The sequence below is a fragment of the Auraticoccus monumenti genome (assembly GCF_900101785.1).
Classification (GTDB): domain Bacteria; phylum Actinomycetota; class Actinomycetes; order Propionibacteriales; family Propionibacteriaceae; genus Auraticoccus; species Auraticoccus monumenti.
Genome location: NZ_LT629688.1, coordinates 1 through 22,646, shown reverse-complemented (window position 1 = coordinate 22,646; position 22,646 = coordinate 1). Strand labels below are relative to the sequence as shown.

Sequence of the window (22,646 nt, the reverse complement as noted above, 5' to 3'; positions counted from 1 at the left end):
TCCACCTCAGGTCACCGCGCCGGAGCGCTCGAGCTCCCGGTGGAGCATGGGCGCCAACGTCCTGGCGTAGGTAGCGGTGATGTGGTGCCGGTCCCGGAAGGTGATCACGCCCCCGATGACGGGGGAGCAGGCCTCTCGCGGGCAGATCCACCTGTTCATGTCGACCAGCGGCACCTGGGTGGCCAGCTGCGTGGCCTCCTGCTGCTCACGACCCGCGGTGGTGAGCGCCTGCTCCCTCGGGGTGGCGCAGACCCCGGGGCTCCGCTCGTTGGCCGCCAGGCAGTCCGGTACGTCCTGGGTGTGCCAGGGCGTGTTTGCCAGGGCCACGACCTCGGCGCCCGCGTCGGTCAGCCGGGTCCAGGTCCGGGCGTAGGACTCCGCCAGGGCTGTGTCCGAGTCCGACCCCTTCAAGGTCTGCCCGTCGTCGACCACGAGGTAGCTGTTGCTGCCGGTCGTGAGCACCAGGTCGTAGTCGCCGGCCAGCAGCTCCTCCATCAGGCGCTCGTTCCAGCGGGTGCACTCGGGGAACGGGGCGGCGGGGTCACCGCCCAGGATCGGCACGTCGTGGAAGCCGCAGGCCGACTTGGTGTAGCTGTCCAGCGCCCAGGACTCCTGCTCGGCGATCACCGAGACGGTCGGCACCCACTGCAGCGCGTGCGAGTCCCCGACGAGCGCGACCCTGAAGTCGGAGTCGCGGTCGCCCCACTCGCAGGCCTTCGCCTCGTCCGCCTCCGGACGGGCCTGGTGGCAGCCGAGGGAGTAGTCGATGCCGTGATCCTTGGCCACCACCGTCAGGTCGGGCACGACGACCCCCAGCTCGGCGGGGGGATCGCCGGCCGGGGACCGGGCGGGGTCGTTCCCGAGGGCCGCGGCGCCGAACCCCGCGCCGCCGGCCGCCTGCTGCATGGCGGCCTCCACCCGACGGTCGAGCCGGTCCTGCAGCGCGATGGCGGCCGCGACCGGCAGCAGGGTGCACACGACCAGGGTGGCGAGGACGGCGCGCCCGCGCAGGAAAGGCCGCGAGGTGTGGATCGGGTGCTCGACCACGACGTAGGTGAACCAGGCTGGGACCACGGAGGTGCAGACGAGGAGGACACCGACGACCCACCACAGCGTGCCGTCCTCCCTGCCGAAGATCGCTGTGCCAACCACGACGAAAGGCCAGTGCCACAGGTAGAGGGAGTAGGAGAGGTCACCCACCTGCCCGGCGGGACCCCAGCTCAGGAGGGAGCCGGCGCCGCCGGCGTGCGGACGGGCCCCGGCGGCGAGGACGGCGGCGGCCGACAGCACGGGGAGCAGGGCGGCCAGCCCCGGGAACCGGGTCCCGTCGTCGTACACCAGCGCCGACAGCGCGATCCCGGCCAGCCCCGCCCACCCCAGCAGACGCAGCGTGGTGGTGGACAGGCGGGCCACCCGGTGGAGCACCAGGACGAGGAAGGCACCCACTCCCAGCTCCCACAACCGGGTGGTGGTGACGAAGTACGCCTGAGCCGGGTCGGTGGCGGTGTAGGAGGCCGACCACAGCAGTGAGGGGATGACGATGAGCGCCAGCCCGACGGCCAGCGCCCGTCGGAGCGTCCAGCCCCGTCGCCGGTGCACGGCGATGACGAGGAGGATGACGAGGGGCCAGACGACGTAGAACTGCTCCTCGACGGCCAGCGACCAGAAGTGCTGCACGGGGCTGCTGGCCTGCTCTGCCGCCTGGTAGTCCACGCTCTGGGCTGCGAGCCGCCAGTTCACGACGTAGAGGGCTGAGGCGGCGATGTCCCGCAGCACCGACTCCCAGCGCGTCACCGGCAGGGCGACCGCCGTGGCTGCGGCGGTGGCGAGCAGGACGACCGCAGTGGCGGGCAGGAGCCGACGGATGCGGCGGGCGTAGAAGCGAGGGAGGTCGAGGCGCCCGGTGCGCTCGACCTCGCGCACGATCAAACCGGTGATCAGGAAGCCTGAGATGACGAAGAAGACGTCGACACCGACGAAACCGCCAGGGACACCCGGGACGCCGGCGTGGTAGGCGAGCACCAGCACGACGGCGACCGCACGGAGGCCCTGGATGTCACGCCGGTGCGGTGTCGTGCCCGCCGCGGCCGTCGAGGGGGTGCGCACTGCTGAGGTCAGTACGGGCGTGCTGGTCACGCGACGTCCTCTCGGCCGGGGGATCGCGGAGGAAGACTACGGCGAGACGGGAGGGTGAGCCAGCCACCACGCGAGGAGCAGGCGGCCCCGCCGCGCCCGGCGCGCCTCAGCCGACGCCCGCCACCTCGAGGGCGAACCCGACCGTCAGCATCCTGGTGGTATCACGGGCGTCGTTGGCGTGGGCGAACTTCTGGGTGGTCCGGGCCGACTCCACGACCTCGTGCGCCGTGGCGGCCACCTTCTCGCCGAGGAAGTCCAGGACCAGTGGTCGCCGGCTCCGCTCGAGGTCGCGGGCCAGCAGGTCGAATGGGCTGGTGTCGTCCCCGCCGGGCGGCGCCGCCTCGTCCTCGCTCCGGCCGATCCACACCCTCCCCGGCCGCTCGAGCCGCACGTCGACGACGGTGAGGTCACGATGGTTCTCCGCCGACGGCGCCTTCCTGGGGTCGTCGTAGGGAAGGTCGAGAAGGCCGGGTACCAGGCTCTCCATCACGTCGAAGTAGATCTGGCGGGTGGCCACCTTGTCCGGGTGGTGGGAGAGCGCCTTGATCGGGTTGCTGCTGAGCGGGGCCAGCACGGCGGCGTACTGCGGGTCCCGGCCGGCGTGGAAGCGGTTCCGGAACTCCCGGTAGTGCATCACCATCGGGTCCACGGTCGGCTGGTCGGCTCGGAGGGTGTCGAAGCAGCCGCGCATCTCGGCCTGCCAGGCCGCCCGCAGGTAGGTGGGCTTGACCTGGTCGAACTGGGCCAGGAACTCCTCGGGTTCGCCGGGGGAGTAGAACGGCCGGTGGTTGCCGCCCCCGCCGCCGTGGAAGCGTGGCGACCAGGGGTCCAGCGTGCGCGAGGGGAAGTAGATGGACAGGTAGTTGCCCAGGCACAGGTCGCGCCACTCGGTATAGCGCTCGGGCCCCGTGAGCGGGCGGCTGCCCTCGGTCGCACCTCCCAGCAGCGTCCTGACGCCGGGCGGCGGGTTGAGCCGGAACCCGTGGCGGCTCGCGATCCGACCGGCCGCCTCGAAGTCGGCTGCCCACCGCTCGCCCACCCCGGAGCGGAAGCGGACCCGCGACACGGGTTCGCCCAGCAGGTCGGTCGTGCGGTGCAGCAGGGCGAAGATGGACCGCGAGTCGACGCCGCCGGTGATGTCGGAGGTGATCTGGATGCCCGGGACCCCGAGCAGCGTCGCGCACCTCCGGGTCCAGGTGGACAGGTACCCGCGCAGCGCCGTGACGTAGTCCACCGGCTCTGGACGGGGCAGGGTGCACACGTGGAGGCCACGCCAGTCCACGTGCAGGTAGTTGCGGGTCGGGAGCAGCCGGACCTCGTTGAAGAACGTCTGGTAGGTGCTCTGCTGGGCGGTGATCCCGTGGCGCACCTTGACCCCCATCAGGTGGGCGAAGGAGACGGTGAGCCGCACGCCGTGCTCCTGCAGGTGCCCGGCCAGGCGGGTCAGCGAGTTCGAGACGCACCAGGTCGGGCCGTCGGAGTAGTAGAAGACCTTCTTCAACCCCGACCCGTCCACCCCGACCACGTGGCCGTCCTCCGTGCGCGAGACCGACACGTAGCAGCCGTCGCCGCCGGGCTCGATCCGGCGACCGGTCGACTGGTGCAGGTCCTCAGCGCCGGAGCCGAACACGTAGTCCGCGTCGTCGAAGGCGTAGCCCTGCAGGTACTGGTCGGGCAGACCCGTGAAGCTGGAGAAGAGGAAGGTGATGCCCGATCCCGTCCTGGGGTGGGCTGCGGTGGAGGTCATGGGTGCGCCTTCGTCGTCGTCGGTGCCTGGGCGTCCGGCTCCGTCTCCTCCCGCACGCTAGTGCAGGCGGGGTGGACAGGAGGGGAGGGGAGGGGAGCGGTGTCGCCGGTGGGTTCAGCCCGGGCGCCCGAACCGGCGCCGCAGCCGTGACGGCAGCGCCAGGCGCTCGCGCAGGGAGGTCCGAGCGGTGCTGGTCGCGTAGCCCTGCAGGGTGGAGAGCAGCTCCTCGTGGGCCTGCGCGTCCGCCACCCCAACGGGCCGCCACGCCTGCACGCGAGCCACCTCGTCCGCGCTCATCGGGCCCAGGTGCTGCAGGAGCGCGCTCCTCACGTGCGCCCGGTGGGACCGGTGCACCAGCCGTAGCGCGTCGGGGTAGTAGCGGTCGAACAGGGTGTGGTCGGCGCCCTCGACGCGGAGCTGCCGGCGCATGAGGGACAGCACCCGGTCCGACCCGGCGTACCCCGACAGCAGGAAGCCGTAGACGTTCTCGTGGTGCAGCGGCACCTCGGAGAGCACGCGACGGACCGGTTCCTCCCGGTAGAACACGTCGAGGTCGGCGCTGGTCCACCTCTTTGAGGAGAGCGCCGCGTCGAGCAAGCCCTTGCGGAAGCACTTCTTGCACCGACCGCAGGCCTCGACCGAGCCCTGAATGCAGGACTGGGTGATGGACGAGTAGGGGGAGCCGTGGACGACCCTGGCCGTAGCGATCTCGGAGAGACCGGCGACCACGGGCGAGACCGGCAGGTCGACGGCGGCGAAGAGTGCGCTCAGCCTCCGCATCGCCCTGCGTCCGGACCAGTCCTGGAAACCACCGGCCGAGCCGACCATGAAAGCCGCTTCGAGCACCATGCCCCAGCTGATCGAGTGCAACCGCAGCCGGTCGGCGAGGAGCAGCGCCGGGACGGCGTTCGCCCAGTGCGTCGGGAAGCCCGTGGGTCGCCGCGTGTGCTCGAGGTCGGTGTCGACCGCGTACGTCTCCCGACCTTCCCGGCTCAGCTCGTCGAGGGCCCTCAGCGCGGCGGCGCTCTGGTACTGCGACGTGCTGGGGGAGCGGTCCGGCCCGACCCGGTTGAGGAACAGCAGGGGCGTCTCCCGCGGCAGGAGCACCATCGCGGCCGTCGAGTCGACCCCACCGCTGAAGGCCAGGCCCGGACGGCCGTCCGCCGGCGCGCTCCTGGGCTCGAGGCGGGGGTCCGCCGTCAGCTCGATGCCGTACGCCGACCTCACCGCCGCGGCGAGCCGCTCGCTGACCCCGTCGACACCCCTCAGCACCAGACGGCTCCCGGTCCAGGGCTGCGCCACCAGGAGCACCGACAGCGCGACCAGGTCGGGGTGGACGCCGTCGAAGCCGTGACCGTCGGGGGCCCAGACACCGAAACGGCGCCGGCCGGCTCTGGCCCGCCCGGCCTCCTCGGTGTCGTCCTCCTCCGGGGTGAGGACGACCTCCAGGGACGAGGTGCTGATCTCTACGCCGGCGATCACAGCTCGGAGGCTAGGGCACCGGAGGAGCGGCGGGACGAGGACTCGCGGACCGTTGGCCGAGCTCCGAGGGTCCCCGCCGTGCGAGGCGTCGGGGGGAACGGCTTCCCGACCGCTGTTGCGGCGGAGGCCTCAGACCTCGACCACCGGGGGCTCGAAGCCCGTCGCGGTGATCTTGTCCAGGCCCAGCACGCTGTGCCGGGGGCGGGGGGCGTGCGGCTTCCCCGCGAAGTACTCCTCGGTGCTGACGCCGGTGACGTCGCCGGGGTCGCGGCCACTGCGGGCGAAGACGGCGCGGGCGACGCCGGCCCAGGTGCTGTGATCGCCGCCGTCGGTGAGGTGGTAGGTGCCGAACGGGGCGTCGGTGGCCAGCAGGTGCAGGATGCCGTCGGCCAGTGTGGAGGTGTGGGTGAGCCGGCCGTGCTGGTCGTCGACCACCGACGGGCTGATGCCACGCGCGGCGAGGGACTCCATGGTGGCGACGAAGTTCTTCCCCTCACCCACCACCCAGCTGGTCCGCACCAGGTAGTGGCGCTCCCACGCCTGCACGGCGAGCTCGCCGGCGGCCTTGGACTGGCCGTACACGCCCAGGGGGGCGACGGGCGTCTCCTCGTCGGCCACCTCGGCGGTGCCGTCGAAGACGTAGTCGGTGGAGACGTGGACCAGCGTCGTGCGGTGCTCGCGGCAGCGCCGGGCGAGGGCGGCCACCGCGGTGGCGTTGACCTGCCAGGCCAGCCGCCGTCCCTCGGGTGTCTCGGCCCCGTCCACGTCGGTCATGGCCGTGGCGTTGATCACCGTCCCGACCCCGGTCAGGTCGAGGGCGTCCAGCGCAGCCGGGTCGGCGAGGTCGACGTCGGCCCGGGTCAGGACGCGCGCGCCAGGCAGCCGCTCGGTCAGGGCACGTCCCAGCTGACCGGTGCCGCCCAGCACCACCACCGCGGGCGGGGTCATCGGCGTCACGTCGGTCAGCCGTGGGTGGTCCCGGTCCTTGTCGGAGACGATCCGCTGCTCCGCGGGCACCGGCCACGCGATCCCCAGCTGCTCGTCGGCCAGGTTGACGAAGGTGTAGGCGTCCTGGGCGTCGGCGCTCCAGTGGTCGTTGACCAGGTAGGAGTAGGCCGTGCCCGGCTCGAGGGTCTGGAAGCCGTTGGCCACCCCCCGCGGCACGAACACCGCGGTGCCGGGGTCGATCTCGACCGTGACGCACTGCCCGAACCCGCCCCCGGGGCGCAGGTCGGCCCAGGCGCCGAAGACCCGTCCGGTGGCCACGGTGACCAGCTTGTCCCAGGGCTCGGCGTGCAGCCCGCGGGTCACGCCCACCTCGGCGTTGAACGACACGTTGTTCTGCACCGGTGCGAAGTCGGGCAGCCCCAGGGCCACCATCTTCTGCCGCTGCCAGCTCTCCTTGAACCAGCCTCGGGCGTCCCCGTGCACCGGCAGCCGGAGCACCAGCAGCCCGGGGATCGCGGTGCGCTCGACCTCCACTCCTGCCACGGTCACTGCCCGCTGGCGGCGTAGCGGGCCTCGGTGGCCTCCTTGACCGGTCGCCACCAGTCCTCGTGGGCGCGGTACCACTCCACGGTGGCCGCCAGCCCGGCGTCGAAGTCGTAGCGCGGCGTCCAGCCCAGCTCGGTGCGCACCTTGGTCGCGTCGATGGCATAGCGCAGGTCGTGCCCGGCCCGGTCGGCCACCAGGTCGAAGTCGTCGGCCGGACGTCCCACCGCCACCAGCAGCTGCTCCACCACCTGGCGGTTGCTGCGCTCCCCGTCGGCCCCGATCAGGTAGGTCTCGCCGATGCGCCCGCGCTCCACCACCGCCAGCACGGCGCTGCAGTGGTCGTCGACGTGGATCCAGTCCCGGACGTTCTGGCCCTGCCCGTAGAGGCGCGGGCGACGGCCGTCGAGCAGGTTGGTGATCTGGCGGGGGATGAACTTCTCGATGTGCTGCCACGGCCCGTAGTTGTTCGAGCAGTTCGACAGGGTGGCCTGCAGCCCGAAGGAGCGCACCCAGGCCCGCACCAGGAGATCCGAGGCCGCCTTGGTGGAGGAGTACGGACTGGACGGGTTGTACGGCGTCCGCTCGGTGAAGCGCTCCGGGTCGTCGAGCTCGAGGTCGCCGTAGACCTCGTCGGTGGAGATGTGGTGGAAGCGGACCTCGTGGCGACGCGCGGCCTCGATCAGGGTGTAGGTGCCCACGACGTTGGTGTCGAGGAACGGGCGCGGGTCGTGCAGGGAGTTGTCGTTGTGGGACTCGGCCGCGAAGTGCACGACCGCGTCGGCCGCCGCGACCACCCGGTCCACCACCTCGGCGTCGGTGATGTCGCCGTGCACGAACTCCACCCGGGCGGCGTCGAACCCCTCGACCGCCTCCCGGTGCCCCGCGTAGGTGAGGGCGTCCAGCACCGTCACCTCGAGGTCGGTGTGGGCCATCAGGTGCTCGACGAAGTTGGCGCCGATGAAGCCGGCGCCACCAGTGACCAGTACTCTCCGCATGCGCACACCCTAGGGGGCAACGGGCCACCAGGGCGGGCACACGAAGGAGCGGTGATGAAGGGGATCATCCTGGCCGGTGGCTCGGGGACGCGGCTGCGCCCGATCACGCTCGGGGTCAGCAAGCAGCTCGTCCCCGTCTACGACAAGCCGATGATCTACTACCCGCTCTCGACGCTGATGCTGGCCGGCATCCGCGAGGTGCTGATGATCACCACGCCGGAGGACCAGGCCGCCTTCCAGCGGCTGCTCGGCGACGGGTCCCAGTTCGGGATCACCATCAGCTGGGTCGTCCAGCCCAGCCCCGACGGTCTCGCCCAGGCGTTCACCCTCGGCGCGGACCACATCGGCGACGACTCCGTGGCCCTGGTGCTGGGGGACAACATCTTCTACGGCCCCGGTCTGGGCACCCGGCTGCGGCGCTTCGCCGACATCGAGGGCGGGGCGGTCTTCGGCTACCGGGTGAGCGACCCCACCGCCTACGGCGTGGTCGAGTTCGACCCCTCCGGACGCGTCCTCTCGATCGAGGAGAAGCCCGCCGAGCCCAAGAGCTCCTACGCCGTTCCGGGGCTGTACTTCTACGACAACCAGGTGGTCGAGATCGCCCGGGAGCTCAAGCCCTCGCCACGCGGGGAGCTGGAGATCACCGACGTCAACCGGCACTACCTCGAGCGCGGCCAGCTGCAGGTGGAGCTGCTGCCCCGCGGCACCGCCTGGCTGGATACCGGGACCTTCGACACCATGCACGAGGCAGGGGAGTTCGTCCGCACCATCCAGCACCGGCAGGGGCTGTCCATCGGCTGCCCGGAGGAGATCGCCTGGCGGATGGGCTTCATCGACGAAGCCCGGCTGGAGCGCGCCGCCGAGGGCTACGGCAAGAGCTCCTACGCGAGCTACCTGCGCGGGTTGCTCGTCGGCTGACGTCTGGTAACCGGTGGCGCTGGGCTGGAGGCCCACGACATCCGCAGGGCTACGGTGCGCTCCAGCGGAACGGCAGCTCGTCGTAGCAGCCAGGGGTGAGGGCCATCTTGGTCCAGGCCCCGGTCTCGTAGACCCACCGGGTGAACCAGGTGGCCAGGGTGTAACGCTCCTGTGAGCCGAGCTGGTCGACCTCACCATCGAAGCACCGGCGGATCAGGATGCCCGCGCGACCCAGGTGGGAGCGGTGGGTGAGCACGGCCATCGACCGCCACCCGTGCTCCTCGGCGAGTTGAGCGAAGGCCTGTGCCTCGCCCTGGGTCGTGACCGGATCAGCGGCGAAGCAGATCACCGGGTAGGGGTGCTCGGCGCCACACGCGCTAGACGTGGCCGGCGACGCCGCGGTCGGCGCCGGCAGGCTGAGCACCAGGGTGCCGGCGAGTCCGTCCTGCATCAGCTGTGCGGCCTGGGGGAGTCGACCGTCGGCCGGTCCCAGCACCAGCAGCGCGTCCACCCGACGAGGGTCGTCGAGACGGGGGAGCCCGAGCAGCACCACCCCGGTGCTGACCCATACCGCCAGCAGAGTCACGAAGACCGCGAGCGGTCGTGTGACCCGACGCGGAACCTCGGTGATGGTGGCCATGACGCCTCGCTCGGTCTGGGAGCCAAACGGGGCTAGTGTAGGCAGTCTCCACCGGTACCTGAGTGTCCGGACGGCCACTGGGCGTCTTGCACGCCGTCCCTCTACCATGACGGCCATGAAGCTGCGGGAATCTGCCGGTCTGATCGGGCTGGGCGTGTTGGCCGTAGCTGCCGCGGTGCTGGTCGCGCTCGCGTTCGAACACGTCCGTCCGTCGACATCGTCCTTGGCCGCCACGCCGGCACCTCCCCAGTCGTCCGCCAGCGCGCCCGGGCCGAGCGAGTCACCGCAGGACGTCGAACCCACACCGGAGCCGGCGACGCCTACCCCGGACTCGCGCTCGGCCGAGCCGAAGCCGGAGCCGGAGGCAGGGTCCCTCGAAGAAATCCAGGCCCTGCTGGCCGGAGATGGCGAGGTGGTGGTCAGCGTCCTCGGGGACGGCTCGGGCAACAGCAAAGACGAGTGGGTGTCCTTCTGGGCCGACGACCTGGCCGAGGGTCATGCGGTGAGCTACCGCGCCTGGAACAGCAACACAGGTGACTACGGCGACGCCGAGCGGCTCTCCCAGATCGGCACCGCAATCGAGATATACAACGGCTCCCGCGCGGGGGAGACCGCGATCGAGGCGGGGGCGTCCCTCGGCGATCTGCAGCCCGAGTCACCCGACCTGGTCGTGCTGAACCTCGGTCACAGCGAGAGCGCTTCGGAGATGACCGAGGGGCTGGACGGCTTGTGGTCGACGATCTCCGCGGACCACGAGGATGCACGGGGTCTGGTCATCCTGCAGAACCCGGCGAGCGGGGACGTAGCCGAGGAGCAGGACACCCGAATCGATCTCCTTCGTTCCTGGGCCTCCGACAACCAGCTGCCGACGTTGGACGTGCACCGTGCCTTCAACGAGGCGCCGGATCCCCTGAGCACCTACCTGTTCGACGGGTCGTACCCCAACGAGTCGGGCTCGCGGCTCTGGGCGGACACCGTGACGGCGGCGCTCAGCTCCTGACGCTCAGCGCACGGCGGCGACGATGGCCTCCACGGCCGGCAATATCTGCTCCATCGACTGTCGGTAGACATCGCCGGCCCGCCCATAGGGATCGACGACGTCATCGTCGCCGGGCCGGTGGGCCGGGTAGGCGGACCGAGAGGCGGCGGCCAATGGCAGGAGCTGCGACAGCCGCACCCCGGACGTGTCACCTGTCAGCGACGTGGCGCCCAGTCCGGACACGATGCGGGCAAATTCGAGCAGGGTGAAGGTGCGTCTCACCGCACCCGGCCACAGCTCCACCACCGCGGCACGGTGTTGACGGCTCATCGCCAGCACCAGCTGAGCGGTGCGGACGTCCTCCTCGCGCACCTGTCGGGCGCTGAAGGCGAGCGGTGAGCCACCATGCTGTTCGAGCAAGGGCGCCATCGGTCCGTGGATGGGTTCGCCGACCAGCGCCCGGGTGCCCGCGCTGGACACCTCGACGGTCGGCCCGAGCCGCTCGGCCAGCAACCGCTCGGCCACGGGGGACCGGCAGACGTTGCCGGTGCAGACGGCCAGCAAGGAGAACGTCTTCGTCACCGGACGGCGTCGCGATGAGAACTGTGCTCGAGCGAGGTAGCGACGACATCGTCTCCGGGCAGGGATCGGGCATGGCGACCGGAGGCTGCGTCGACGGCGTCACCCTCCTGAAGTGGTGCGTACCCGTGCTTGTGCGTGTAGTCGTAGCTGTACCGGTCGGCGTGGCGTCGTTGCGCCTTGTTGAGCACCAGGCCAAGGATGCGGGCGTCCACGGACTTCAGCGACTCAAGGGAGGTCTCCAGCTGACCGCGGTGCACGTCGGTGCTGCCGACGACGAGCAGGGCACCTCCGGTGATCCGGGACAGGATCGCACTGTCGGTCACGGGCAGCAGGGGTGGGGAGTCGAGCAGGACGATGTCGTAGCGCTCTGCCGCCTCTACGAGCAGGCGTCGCATCCGGTCAGACCCCAGCAGCTCACTGGGGTTCGGAGGGATCTGCCCAGAGGGCAGCACATGCAGGTTGCCGTCGCCGAGCGGCTGGACGACGTCAATCAGGTCCGCTCGACCGATGAGCACTGTCGTGAGGCCGACGGCTCCCTCGAGCTGCAGGTACTTCGCCACCTGGGGGCGACGTAGGTCGGCATCGATCAGCAGCACGGTTTGACCCGTTTCGGCCATGGTGGTTGCGAGGTTGATACTCGTGGTCGACTTGCCCTCCCCAGGAATAGAGGAGGTGATGACGATCGATGATGGGCGACCAGCCAGGTCCAGAAATTGCAGGTTGGTACGTAGCCGTCGATAGGCCTCTGCCCGTGGAGAGTGCGGGTCGGTGTGCACGACCAGCGGGTGAGCCTGCGCTTCGGCGTCGAGCCCCACCACACCCATGACGGAGTGGTCCGTCACCTTGGCCACGTCAACCTCATCGCGGACCCGGGTGTCCAGCAGGGTGCGCAGCACTGCGACGCCGACGCCGACGACCGCTCCCAGCAACAGTCCTAGGACCGTGTTGCGCCGCACGTCAGGGCTCGACGGAGCTATGGGGACGACCGCCGAGGCGATGACCGTGGCCCGAACCGGCTCTTCACCGTCCGGGGACCGTGGCGTGACCCGCTGCACTGCGTTAGTCAGTTCCTCGGCGAGCACGTTGGTGACCTCGGCCGCCCGGATCGGGTCAGGGTCAGAAACCTGAATAGTCAGGATCACAGTTTCAGGAGGCACGGTGACCTCAATCTGCTCCACCAGTTGCAGGGTGGTCAGCGGCAGCTGCAGCCGCTCAATCACCGGCTGCAGCACGATGGGCGACTCCGCCAACTCCGCGTAGGACTGCACCTGCTTCTCGGCATAGGTGGAGCCCTGAGCCAGCTCGGCGCTGGTGCCAGCACCGGAAACGGCGAAGAAGACGCTGGTCCGCGCCGTGTAGAGCGGGGTTGTCAGCAGCGACGCGAGGGCGGCCAGAACAACTCCGGCAAGCGCACAAGCCAGAATGCTTGGCCAACGTTTGCGTGCGACCGCCAGATAGTCGGACAGTTCCATGGGGTTCCTTCGTCTCTGGACCGGCACGGATCCTCGGAGGAAGAGTACGGCACGGCGTCTCAAATCCCACCTTGGCCAGCGATATCGTTGCTTCGACGCCGACGATGAGTTGGCAACAGGAGGAGGATCGGCCGTGGCAAGGCCTACCTGCCATGCGGAAGTCATTTGACCAGGTCGACGCCGGGGCGATCGTGGCCCTGCGTCCTTCTTGGCGCCCATCGCGCGTCTGCAGCATCCACGGATCCAGGTCGGGTCAGTTCAAGCGACTCGTTCCTCAAGGGTCGACACCAAGGGGCCGTCCATCCAGCCCTCCACTTGGGGCTGTGGGTGTCCGCGGTGTCACCTCGCGAACACGCGTTCAGCGGACGGCTCATCACTTGCCGACATGCTCCCGAAGGTCGACCCGGTGTCTTGAGTGCGGACCCCTAGGGCCTTGAAGTCTCCGGCCACCCCTGTGACGGCACGTTCGACACGTCAGGGGTAGGTGCTACCCCGTCGATTGGTCGACGTCTCATCCGGGTCCGCTCCGCCCAAGATGGTAGATTGCGAGCCACTGCTCGGGGGAGCGTTCGCGAGGTCGCAGGGTTGCTCGAAGTCCCTCCGCATGGCCTCGCCTTATCCAAATGAGGTTTCGTGGCGAAGGTGTTCTTGGACATCGGTGCTCACATCGGTGAGACGTTGGCGGTTGTCCGAGATCCGAAGTGGCATTTCGACCGGATCGTGTGCTTCGAGCCGGCGCCTGTGTGCTGGCCGCGGATCGAGGCGCTGGCAGATGAGCGGGTCGAGATCTGCCGTTTCGGACTGTGGAGCGAGGACGCGACGATGACGCTGCACAATCCTGGAGATGTGGGTGCGTCGACTGCTTTCGACAAGAACCCGATCACAGACTCGGCTGACTGCGCGTTCCGAGACGCTGCGGTCTGGTTCGCTGAGAACGTGAGCGACAGCGACCAGGTGTACGCGAAGATCAACGTCGAAGGTGCTGAGGCGGACCTGATCGACCGACTGTTCGGATCGGGTGAGCTCGCCAAGATCGACCACCTACTGGTGCACTTCGACGTGCGGAAGGCGCCGAGCCTCAGTCATCGGGAGCCTGCCGTTCGGGCCCAGCTGGTGGCCAGCGGCGTCGACTTCCAGTCGGCGGAGGAGATTCAGTTCGGAGGGGTGATCCGGGGGACGCGAAACTGGCTTCAGTGGGTGGAGGGTAACCGCCGGACACGCGACCTACGGTTCAAAGTGCTACGCCGTCGAGAACACGCTGTACGAAGACGGTTGTATCCGCTGAAGCAGCGGCTTCTCCGAAGCGATGTTGACGTGGCCAAGGGTGAAAGGGTATAGCGCGCTCGTCGTACCACGCCTTCCCATACCAAGGTGTAGTCAGGGTGAACGTGATTGTGGTGCCGCACGTGTGAAGTTGGAACCCGGAAGTGATCTGCGAAGGTACTCAAGGGCCCGTTTCGCCCCCTCAGGTGTCCCCGAAGTGGACTCATGCACGCCGATCACGGCCGACCGTTGAGCTGGTGCGGATGGGACCAAGACGCACTTGCCTGCGTCGTCGGCACTTCTTTCGAGCGTCACCCCGAGAACTTCCGGCGGCACGTGGACGCTCGGCCCTGAGCCAGAGGACTGCTGACGGTCTGGTTGTCACTCTTGGTGAGTGGGGTTCAGGCCGCGTCAGCGGCTGCGTAGATGGTCTCAAACTCGATCGGGGTGAGCTTGCCGAGGGTGCGTTGTCGGCGTCGGCGGTGGTAGGTCCGTTCGATCCAGGTCACGATCGCGAGCCGGAGCTCTTGGCGGGTGCGCCAACGCTGCCGATTGAGGACGTTCTTCTGTGGCAGTGCGAAGAACGACTCCAATCGCCGCGTTGTCACCGGCTGCGCCCACGCGCCCCATCGACCCGGTCAGGCCGTGGTGCTTGAGCGCCTCGACGAATCGCCTGGACCTGAACTGGCTACCTCGGTCGGAGTGGAGCGTGCAGCCTGACACCGCGACGCTGCCGCCGCGCCGACTCACAGCGCTGGACAGCGCGTTCACGGCGATGCGGGTCTATATCCGGGCATCGATCGAGTAGCCCACGATGCGCGCGGAGAACACGTCCTTGACCGCGCAGAGGTAGAGCTTGCCCTCGTCGGTGTGGTGCTCGGTGATGTCGGTCAGCCACAGCTGGTTGGGCGCGTCTGCGGTGAAGTCGCGTTGCACCAGGTCGTCGTGGACCGGTGGACCGGGACGCTTGGCCGGCCCGCGCCGGCGGCTGTGGGTGGAGAAGATCTCGGCTGTGGAGCACAGTCGCCAGATCCTGCGCTCGGAGGCGGCGTGGCCGGCGGTGGCGAGCTCGTCGGCCACGAACCGGTAGCCGTACTCGGGGTCCTCAACGTGGATCTCGATGGCGGCGTTGGTCAGGTAGGCGTCGCTGAGATCTCGATCGCTGATCGGGTGGTTGTCCCAGGCGTAGAACGCCTGGCGAGAGAAGCCCAGCACCCGACGGGTCACCGCGACGGGTACTCCGTCAGCGGCAAGGTCACGGACCAGCGGGAACGTCATTTTGGGGACTGGCCCAGTTTCAGGTTCGCCTGTGACAGGTAGGCCGCGGCTCTGCGTAAGACCTCGTTCTCCTGCTCGAGCAGGCGGATCTTGCGGCGGGCCTCGCGTAGCTCGACGTTCTCTGCGGTGGTGACACCGGGCTTCACGCCGTCCTCCACATCGGCCTTGGTCAGCCAGTTGCGCAGGCAGGACTCGCTGATCCCGAAGTCCTTGGCGATCTGAGCGATCGGTGCTTCACCGCGCCGTGCGACAGCGACGACGTCGTCGCGGAACTCCTTGGGATGGGGAGCGGGCATGGTCGACATCCTTCCAGCGGCGACTCCCATCGCCACAGGTCAGGTGACAACCGAACTCTCAGCAGTCCCAGACGCCCTCCGGCAGGCCGTGCGCCCGCGACGCGGCGGGCTTTGCTCGGGCTCAGCTCCGATAATGCGTCCGGCGCGGCGCGCCGGTGCAGCCGTAGCGGTGAACCCACCACCCGACCTAGGTTTCGGCTTCCCGCGCGGCGCGCGGCCATGGGAACGATGCCAAGTATGCGAAGGCGACAAGCGCGTCGACGAGTACAGCGACAGGTGTGCTCTATGGCGTCGATCATGGTTACGCTCGCTGTTGCACTCGATGCTGGTCCGATGCGGGTGGCGGAAGTGATGACCGCTTTAAGTCACATCGTGGCCGGAGGGGCCGATTCCTCACGGCCACGGGCACGCTGGTGCTCCGAGCCATGGGCCCAAGGTCGCCGCACGGCAAGACCCACGGCGGTCACCGTCGTCGCAACAGCAAACGTGAGAGTGGCTGCGCCTCCGGCCCCCACCACACCGAACTGGGGAACCAGCAGCAGCACCGTCACGATGAGCGTCACCGCGCCTGCCAAGCCAGTCAACCCTGACCATCTGACCATCCCGTAGCCGACTGCCGCTCTGTTGAGGATGAGGAAGGGGGCGAGTGCGACCTGCGCGAAAAGAAGCACCTGCGCGGTCCGCGTTGAGTCGCTGAACTCGGCCCCGAAGAGGAGCGGCAAGAGCCAAGGCGCCAACGCAGCCCCGGTAACGGCTAGAGCAAGGGTGAGTCCCGACGCCTGAAGGGTCAGCCGCACCAGGGCTCCCTTGCTCAGCAGTCCGCGCGCGGCCTCAGCCAACACCACCTGCCCAATTGCACTCGACACCACGGCCAGCACGCCGGCGGGGATGCTGGCCACCGCGTAGATTCCTGCTGCGGAACTCCCCAGGAGCACGCCAACCAGCACCTGATCCAGCCGCAGCATCACCAGTTGACCTAGGTTTCCACCCATCAGCGGCAATCCAGCTGACAGCATCAGCAACTGACCTCCGGGGCCTTCTTCGGTGTGTCGCGTCTCCGGTGCCCGGTGCAACAAGATGAGGCCGATGCCGGTGCGAAGCGCGAATCCGGCCGCGTAGCAGAGTAGTGCCGCGGTGAGGGTGAAGCCTGCTATCCAGCACAGAAGGTTCAGGATCGCCGTCGACAAGGCTCCAAGGGCATTAAGTCGAGCGGCGCGGTGAGACTGGTGAAGGGCATTGAAGCAGTCAAGCACCTGGTTGGAGAAGAACATCGTCACACCGAGCACGGCCACGCATACAAGGATGACTGGATCGGAGAGCTGGCGATCGACGCGGTGAGAGAAGACGACCATCAGGATCAAGAGAGCCGCCACGTTCGGGAGTGCCAACTTGGTCGTCAGTCGGCCGAAGGCGGCGATGGTGACTCGGCCGTCGCTAGGGAGCAGCATTCGGAAGGCGACATTGCTACCCAGCGCCCCGATGAGTGAGAGTAGACCCACCACGGTCAGCGCCACTGCCAGGGTTCCCCGGTCGCTGGCCCCGAGCATGCGGGCAGTCGCGATTCCGGAGAGCAGCGAACATGCGACGCCGACCACGGCCCACACTGCAGTGCGGGCCGACTGCTGAACCAGCCGTGAAGGCCTAGACATCGGTGCAGTCGATGACGAGGCGCACCAGTGCCGACAGGTCGAACCGTTCGACCATCAGCTCTCGGGCGTACTGGCCGCGCCGCTCAAGGCCAACTGACTTCCACTCGGCGAAGGCGGCCTCCAAGCGGTGGCCCAGCTCCAGGGTGTCTCCCGCGTGGAAGATCCATCCGGATGCGCTGCTCACCGTCTCAGGCAGCGCGCCGGCGTCGCTGACGATGCTGGGCACCCCCATAGACGACGCTTCCAGCACCGCGCCGTGATTCTCCGAAAGCGACGGACTGACGCTGACGTCGGCAACACCATAGGCATCGCGTACGTCCTCGACTGAGTCCAGCCAATGGATCCCGTGCGACTGGCTGCCGGACATGAAGATGTCCTTCAGGTGCTGACGGTGATGTTCGCCAGCGGAGTCGAATCCGCTACCTACCAGAAGCAGTTCCGTTTCCGGGTGCTGCGCGTGAAAAACTTGCCAGGCCTCGAGCAGGTGGCGGTGACCCTTGATGCCCTCACCTCGGTGCACGATGCGCTTGGGGGCGTAGACGTAGGCCACCATCACGGCGACAAAGGAATGAGCCTTCAGCCCTAGACGCTCTCGGTGGACGGCCTCTGCGGGGGCCTGCTCGTACGCGGAGAGGTCGACACCGTAGGGGATCGCCCGCAGTCGGTCCGGCGGAAGCCCGAGGGCGAGGTAGCGACGCCGGGTGTGTTCGCTGCCGCAGATGATCACGTCATCAAGCCGGGAGAGGAATCGTTCGACCCACCGGATCAGCGGGGCATCGAGATACAAGGGCCCCGCCACCATGTACACGCGACGCAATTGAAGTCCCAGCGTGGCGAGCCGAACAGCGAGTGCGGTGGCGTACAGATGATAGAGGACCGCATCAGGGTTGAGGCGCCGCAAGAGGCGACGCAGTCGGAACAGTCCGACGGGCACGCGCCAGGGGCGGCGAAAGGTGAAGTCGTATGGCGACGGTACATGCGTGACGCCCGGCTCCTCTTTCGCGAGCTGGGCGAGGGCCCGGGTGAGACGCCCTTCGCCTGTTGGCGTGATGACCGTGACCTTCGCTCCCCGACGGCAGGCCTCCCGGACCTGCGGTAGCACCCATAGGCCGCCCTCGACCGTCTTGACCGCGACCACCAGGTGCCTCACCGGGCTGGTACGCCCTTGACCACAAGACGGTCGGGGACGTCGCGGACAACTACAGCCCCCGCGCCAACGAACGCCTGCGTACCGACTGAGAGGCCCTGCAGGACGGTGGCGGAGGCCCCTACCGTTGCACTGGCGCCGATCCGGCAATCCCCGGAGACCGCGGCCTGCGGGTAGAGCGACGCATAGGCCCCGAGTCGGGAATCGTGCCCGACCGTGGCGTTGACGTGCACGTTCACGTGCTCTCCGACAAGGATGTTCGCCGTCAGACGCGCCCCGGCGCAGATCACGGCGCCGGGCTCCAGGTGGACGCTCCTTCCGAGTGTTGCGTCAGGATGCACCAGCACGACGGGGCTATGACCCTTGTCGATCATGATGCCGCTCAGGGTGCGTCTGACCTGGGGGTTGGCGATGCCTACTACGAAGTTGCATGCCACCGCCTCCCTGCCAGGGAGGTCGGCGATTCGTCCTAGGAACGGAACGCCAGCGGCCGCCAGACGGCGGGCATTGGCGGGGGAGAGGGAATCGTCAACCACTCCACGCAGCTCATGGGCGTGGCCGTGGTACCGGTTGATCGCGCTCACCAGCTCAACGATCTCGCGTCCTACGCCGCCTGCCCCGACGATGACCAGCGGGCTGCTCACGTTGCTGTCCCGGCCTGACTTGAACCACGAAAGGGCTCCGCAGTCACGTGGTCTGCGGAAGTGACGCCCCGGCCAGAAGCGACAGTGACCACCGTCCGGCACAGAATGCTCGCGTCCAGCCAGAATGACCGGCGCTCGACGTACTCAACGTCCAGGACGAAACGGTCCTCCCAGCTCACCCGATTGCGTCCAGCCACCTGCGCCAGCCCGGTGATCCCGGGTCGAACCTCGTGTCGTCGGGCCTGGAAGGGCGTGTACAGGTCAAGGTACTCCGTCAGCAGAGGCCGCGGGCCGACGAAACTCATGTCCCCTACGATGACGTTCCACAGGCTTGGCAGCTCGTCGAGACTCGTAGCTCGTAGGAAGCGCCCCAACTTGGTCATCCGATCCGCGTCGCGCACCTGATGTCGCAATTCATCTACTGGCAACATCGTTCGGAACTTGAGCAGGGAGAAGTCTTCCCCCTCTCGACCGGGACGTCTCTGCCGGAAGAGTACGGGTGCGCCGAGTTGTGTCCGGACAGCTGTGGCGATGGCAAGCTGGAGTGGGGCGGTGACCAGTAGGCCCATGCAACCCCCGACTACATCCAGCGCTCGCTTGCTGCGGTCGTATCGGGTCATCGCCGCGGCACTCTTCGGAGGAATTCACTGATCGAACAAGTGATGCGGTCGAACTGTGCCTCGGTCAGGGCCGAACCGCTCGGCAGCGAGAGCCCGGTGGCGAACATGGCGTCGCTCACCCCGGTGATGTAGGATGGCGCGGCGGCGAACACCGGCTGCTGGTGCATCGGCTTCCACATGGGCCGAGCCTCGATGTTGCGTTCGGTCAACCACTGGTGCAGTTCTTGCGTTGACCACCCGGCCGCCACCGGGTCAACCATGATGCAGGTCAACCAATAGTTATCCCGGTCCACGGACTCGTCGGCCCACCCGGTAGCGCCGAGGATCCTCACTCCGTCGACGTGCGCGAAAACTTCACCGTAGTGACGACGCCAGGACCGACGCCGTTGGATCATGGACTCCAGCCGCACGAGCTGAGCACGCCCCAAGGCCGCCAGCAGGTTGGACAACCGGTAGTTGTATCCGATGTCGATGTGTTCGTAGTGCGGCAACGGCTGACGGGCCTGGGTCGCGAGGTAGCGAGCGCGAGCGGCGAACTCCTCGTTGTCGGTAACCAGCGCGCCGCCGCCCGACGTAGTCATGATCTTGTTCCCGTTGAACGACAGCGCCGCCGCAACCCCGGCGCTGCCGGCGGGTCGACCTCCGCGTCGTGCTCCGAACGACTCGGCCGCGTCAGCGACAACCGGAACCCCGTGCTGTGCGGCCACCTCGTCGATCCGCCTGTAGTCCGCCACCTGTCCTAGCAGATCGACGGGGACGATCGCCGCGACGTCGCCTCGACGGGCGACCTGGTCCTCGAGTGCGCTGGCTAGGAGGTCGGGGTCGATGCACCCAGTGACGTCGGAATCCACGAAGACGGGTGTCGCGCCGGTGTAGGTGATGGCGTTGGCCGTGGCCGCAAAGGTCATGCTGGCCGTGATGACAACATCACCGGGCCCAACACCGAGGTTCAACAGCGACAGATGCAGGGCGGCGGTACCCGAAGAGAGTGCGACCGCATGCTTGCGGCCGGTGGCCTGTGCAAGTTCTTGCTCGAACGCGTCCACGTCTGGGCCGAGCGGCGCTACCCATCCAGACCTGATCGCCCGGATGACTGCGGCTTCTTCGGCCACACCCACGTCAGGCGGGGACAAGTAGATGCGTTCAGGCCATCCTGCGTGGGTGTCATCACCGTCTGCGGGAACGGAATTCACGTGGCCGCACACTCACTTCCCTGTCGACGATCCATACAGTCTCCCGCGGCTAGTTCTGCTGACCTGCCAGACGTGTGTCGCGGTCAGAGGCTCGCCAATGAGTCTAGCCCTCTCGGCGCCGGGGCAGGAACTGCACGGTTGTGCCGCGCAAGGTGTTCAGCGACGCTTGCATGCGCGTAACCAACACTTTCCTTCGCGTACTCTCCGCAGGGAAGTGCTACCTGCTGTCCGACTCGCCATCTCGAGGTTGAGTGCCGATAGACTGCGAGTAGGCGCTAGCTCGCCGTGGGCGCCAGTGTGTCCAGTCGTGAGTCAGTGACCAAGAGGCCATGCTCGAGGCGCAGGCAAGTGGCGGGACCAGCGCCGATGCGGCACCGGACTGAGTTGGTGCGGTGCGGCGGTTGGGGAGCAAGCGCGTCCCGTCACGGCCCGCTCGATACCGGCGGTCGGACTGCGGCTCTGGGTTCACGGATGTGCACCAGTATCAGATCAGGAAAAGGGGCAGGCAGTTGAAGATTCTCGTCACAGGCGGAGCTGGGTTCATCGGCTCGAATCTTGTCCGCAGGCTCCTGTCAGACGGAGTGGAGCGAGTCACCGTGATCGACGACTTCTTCAGCGGCTTCAGGTCCAACCTCGACGGTGTGGACGTCGAGATCATCGAGGGTTCGATCCTTGATCCTGAAGCGCTGACCCGCGCTGCTGCGGATGCTCACGCGATCGTTCACCTAGCGGCACGGCCGTCCGTCCCCAGGTCCATAAAGGACCCGCTAGCCAGCCACCATGCAAATGCGACTGGTTCTCTCGCTGTGCTCGAGGCGGCGGCGCGCATCCCACTCGCATGTCGTGTTGGCGTCGTCATCCTCTGTCTACGGTGCCAACCCCGTCCTCCCTCGGGTCGAGGACCAGCGGCCGATGCCGATCAGTCCCTACGCCGTGAGCAAGTTGGCCGCAGAGTCGTACGCCCTGTCTTACCAAGCGGTGTACGGGGTTAGCGTCCTCCCCTTTCGGTTCTTCAATGTTTATGGCCCCGCGGCAGGCGGCCGGCCACGCTTACGCCGCAGTGGTGCCCGAGTTCACCAGCCGGGCGCTGGCGGGGTGAAGCGCTGACGGTCCACGGCGACGGTCTGCAAACTCGGACTTCACTTTCGTCGACACTGTCACCGAGGTTTTATCCCTCGCTGCGCGAGAGCAGCGGCGCTCGGCTGAACCTGTCAACCTGGCCCTCGGCAGCCGAAGCTCTCTGTTGGATGTGATTGAGATGATCGAGCGTGAGACTGGGCGGCCACTCCTGATCGAGCACACGGCGGTGCGTCCCGGTGACGTGCGTGACTCGCACGCGGACACGGCTCGTCTGCGCAGATTGTTCCCCGAGATCACTGCGGTGCCGCTTGAGCAGGGAATCACGGCCACCGTCGACTGGATGCGTCAGAGCCTGTTGGCACGGTGACCACGGTGGCTGCGGGAAGGCGCCTCTACTTCGCAACAGAGTCTCGCCTGGAAGCCGGCCCCGATCACGTCGTGCGGTCACCGCACCCGGGCGACTGGTACGAGGGTTATGGCCCGATGCTGCAACACTTCGACGAGGTGGTTGTGCTCGCTAGGGTGAGGGCGAGTGGCACCCTAAGCGGACGACCCCGTCGAGGGCCCTGGGGTCACGGTCGCGCGCCTTCCGTTCTATGAGGGGCCGGTCCAAGCCCTGTTCTCGCTGGTGAAGTTGCGGTCCTCCATCCGTCGCGCGACACCCGACCGGTCCGCGCACTTCGGTGGCAAGCTGCCCGGTCTGTTGGCAGGCGAGTTGCTGCGGTGGTCCCGGGAAGCTACGGCGTCCATTCCTGGCCAACGTCGTCGGCGACGTCGGGGGCGTGCTGAGAGCAGGCGCTCTCGGCTCGGTCGGCATTGCCGTTGCCCAGGTGGCGACGATGGCAATGAGAAGACAGGTCGCCGCTGCCGACGCGGTGATCTATGTGTCGCAAGGCTTCCTGCAGCGGATCTACCCAGCGCATCCGGGGAGCCTCCAGCTGGCGCGGTCGAACGTCCAGTTGACCGAGGACTCGTTCGCGACGCATCGGCGCCCGCTCGGGGCGACCGGATTCAGAATTATCTCCATCGGG

At 68.1% G+C, this 22,646-nt stretch carries 18 protein-coding genes and 2 pseudogenes; 6 read left to right on the top strand and 14 right to left on the bottom strand.

Annotation, left to right across the window (positions count from 1 at the left end):
* Positions 1 to 6: 6 nt before the first annotated feature.
* The 5 genes from BLT52_RS20995 to rfbB form a co-directional block, all read right to left on the bottom strand.
* Positions 7 to 2,136 (bottom strand): acyltransferase family protein, encoded by a 2,130-nt coding sequence (locus BLT52_RS20995; protein WP_172803959.1) that lies wholly within the window; start codon positions 2,134 to 2,136, stop codon positions 7 to 9.
* A gap of 106 nt (positions 2,137 to 2,242) precedes the next feature.
* The gene (locus BLT52_RS00090) at positions 2,243 to 3,883 is read right to left on the bottom strand and encodes a hypothetical protein (protein WP_090589455.1); all 1,641 of its coding nucleotides are present in this window, start codon (positions 3,881 to 3,883) and stop codon (positions 2,243 to 2,245) included.
* A gap of 114 nt (positions 3,884 to 3,997) precedes the next feature.
* Positions 3,998 to 5,365 carry a DUF6395 domain-containing protein gene (locus tag BLT52_RS00085; protein WP_090589452.1) on the bottom strand — a complete coding sequence of 456 codons (1,368 nt, stop codon included), beginning with the start codon at positions 5,363 to 5,365 and terminating at the stop codon, positions 3,998 to 4,000.
* A gap of 129 nt (positions 5,366 to 5,494) precedes the next feature.
* On the bottom strand, positions 5,495 to 6,856 hold the full coding sequence (locus BLT52_RS00080; RefSeq protein WP_090596110.1) for a sugar nucleotide-binding protein: 1,362 nt from the start codon (positions 6,854 to 6,856) through the stop codon (positions 5,495 to 5,497).
* Between the two features lie 2 nt (positions 6,857 to 6,858).
* On the bottom strand, positions 6,859 to 7,854 hold the full coding sequence (rfbB, locus tag BLT52_RS00075) for a dTDP-glucose 4,6-dehydratase (protein ID WP_090589451.1): 996 nt from the start codon (positions 7,852 to 7,854) through the stop codon (positions 6,859 to 6,861).
* Between the two features lie 54 nt (positions 7,855 to 7,908).
* Between rfbB and rfbA the strand changes: the two genes are divergently transcribed.
* The gene (rfbA, locus tag BLT52_RS00070; protein ID WP_090589448.1) at positions 7,909 to 8,772 is read left to right on the top strand and encodes a glucose-1-phosphate thymidylyltransferase RfbA; all 864 of its coding nucleotides are present in this window, start codon (positions 7,909 to 7,911) and stop codon (positions 8,770 to 8,772) included.
* A gap of 49 nt (positions 8,773 to 8,821) precedes the next feature.
* On the opposite strand, the gene BLT52_RS00065 is transcribed toward rfbA, so the two are convergent.
* Positions 8,822 to 9,412 (bottom strand): YdcF family protein, encoded by a 591-nt coding sequence (locus BLT52_RS00065; RefSeq protein ID WP_157676886.1) that lies wholly within the window; start codon positions 9,410 to 9,412, stop codon positions 8,822 to 8,824.
* 115 nt (positions 9,413 to 9,527) lie between these two features.
* Between BLT52_RS00065 and BLT52_RS00060 the strand changes: the two genes are divergently transcribed.
* Entirely contained in the window at positions 9,528 to 10,412 is an 885-nt protein-coding gene (locus BLT52_RS00060) for an SGNH/GDSL hydrolase family protein (RefSeq protein WP_090589443.1), read from the top strand.
* Positions 10,413 to 10,415: 3 nt separating this feature from the next.
* Here BLT52_RS00060 and BLT52_RS00055 read toward each other — a convergent pair whose 3' ends face one another.
* Together BLT52_RS00055 and BLT52_RS00050 are read right to left on the bottom strand one after the other, a co-directional pair.
* On the bottom strand, positions 10,416 to 10,973 hold the full coding sequence (locus BLT52_RS00055; RefSeq protein WP_090589440.1) for an arsenate reductase/protein-tyrosine-phosphatase family protein: 558 nt from the start codon (positions 10,971 to 10,973) through the stop codon (positions 10,416 to 10,418).
* Positions 10,970 to 12,445: a polysaccharide biosynthesis tyrosine autokinase gene (locus BLT52_RS00050; RefSeq protein ID WP_172803958.1), complete on the bottom strand. Its 1,476-nt coding sequence runs from the start codon at positions 12,443 to 12,445 to the stop codon at positions 10,970 to 10,972. The genes BLT52_RS00055 and BLT52_RS00050 overlap by 4 nt, the downstream gene beginning before the upstream one ends.
* Before the next feature lie 633 nt (positions 12,446 to 13,078).
* On the opposite strand from BLT52_RS00050, the gene BLT52_RS00045 reads away from it, so the two are divergent.
* Positions 13,079 to 13,783: an FkbM family methyltransferase gene (locus tag BLT52_RS00045; RefSeq protein WP_090589436.1), complete on the top strand. Its 705-nt coding sequence runs from the start codon at positions 13,079 to 13,081 to the stop codon at positions 13,781 to 13,783.
* 326 nt (positions 13,784 to 14,109) lie between these two features.
* Here BLT52_RS00045 and BLT52_RS00040 read toward each other — a convergent pair.
* From BLT52_RS00040 to BLT52_RS00015, 6 genes and pseudogenes are all read right to left on the bottom strand, one after another.
* Positions 14,110 to 15,282 (bottom strand): annotated as a pseudogene (locus tag BLT52_RS00040) (IS3 family transposase).
* Between the two features lie 365 nt (positions 15,283 to 15,647).
* On the bottom strand, positions 15,648 to 16,877 hold the full coding sequence (locus BLT52_RS00035; protein WP_157676885.1) for an oligosaccharide flippase family protein: 1,230 nt from the start codon (positions 16,875 to 16,877) through the stop codon (positions 15,648 to 15,650).
* A 46-nt stretch (positions 16,878 to 16,923) separates the two neighbouring features.
* Entirely contained in the window at positions 16,924 to 18,069 is a 1,146-nt protein-coding gene (locus BLT52_RS00030) for a glycosyltransferase (RefSeq protein WP_197679127.1), read from the bottom strand.
* A gap of 8 nt (positions 18,070 to 18,077) precedes the next feature.
* A complete protein-coding gene (locus BLT52_RS00025) occupies positions 18,078 to 18,722 on the bottom strand; it encodes a NeuD/PglB/VioB family sugar acetyltransferase (RefSeq protein ID WP_157676884.1) in 645 nt (214 codons plus the stop codon).
* Positions 18,719 to 19,342: a sugar transferase gene (locus BLT52_RS00020; RefSeq protein WP_090589429.1), complete on the bottom strand. Its 624-nt coding sequence runs from the start codon at positions 19,340 to 19,342 to the stop codon at positions 18,719 to 18,721. Before BLT52_RS00020 ends, BLT52_RS00025 begins: the two co-directional genes overlap by 4 nt.
* Positions 19,339 to 20,535 (bottom strand): DegT/DnrJ/EryC1/StrS family aminotransferase, encoded by a 1,197-nt coding sequence (locus tag BLT52_RS00015; RefSeq protein ID WP_090589426.1) that lies wholly within the window; start codon positions 20,533 to 20,535, stop codon positions 19,339 to 19,341. The genes BLT52_RS00020 and BLT52_RS00015 overlap by 4 nt, the downstream gene beginning before the upstream one ends.
* 392 nt (positions 20,536 to 20,927) lie before the next feature.
* On the opposite strand from BLT52_RS00015, the pseudogene BLT52_RS21140 reads away from it, so the two are divergent.
* From BLT52_RS21140 to BLT52_RS21300, 3 genes and pseudogenes are all read left to right on the top strand, one after another.
* A pseudogene (locus BLT52_RS21140) lies at positions 20,928 to 21,642 on the top strand (NAD-dependent epimerase/dehydratase family protein).
* Positions 21,643 to 21,793: 151 nt separating this feature from the next.
* Positions 21,794 to 21,982: a hypothetical protein gene (locus BLT52_RS21135; RefSeq protein ID WP_197679128.1), complete on the top strand. Its 189-nt coding sequence runs from the start codon at positions 21,794 to 21,796 to the stop codon at positions 21,980 to 21,982.
* Positions 21,983 to 22,397: 415 nt separating this feature from the next.
* Positions 22,398 to 22,646 (top strand): hypothetical protein (locus BLT52_RS21300; protein ID WP_231946422.1); only part of this gene is annotated, 249 nt, incomplete at its 3' end.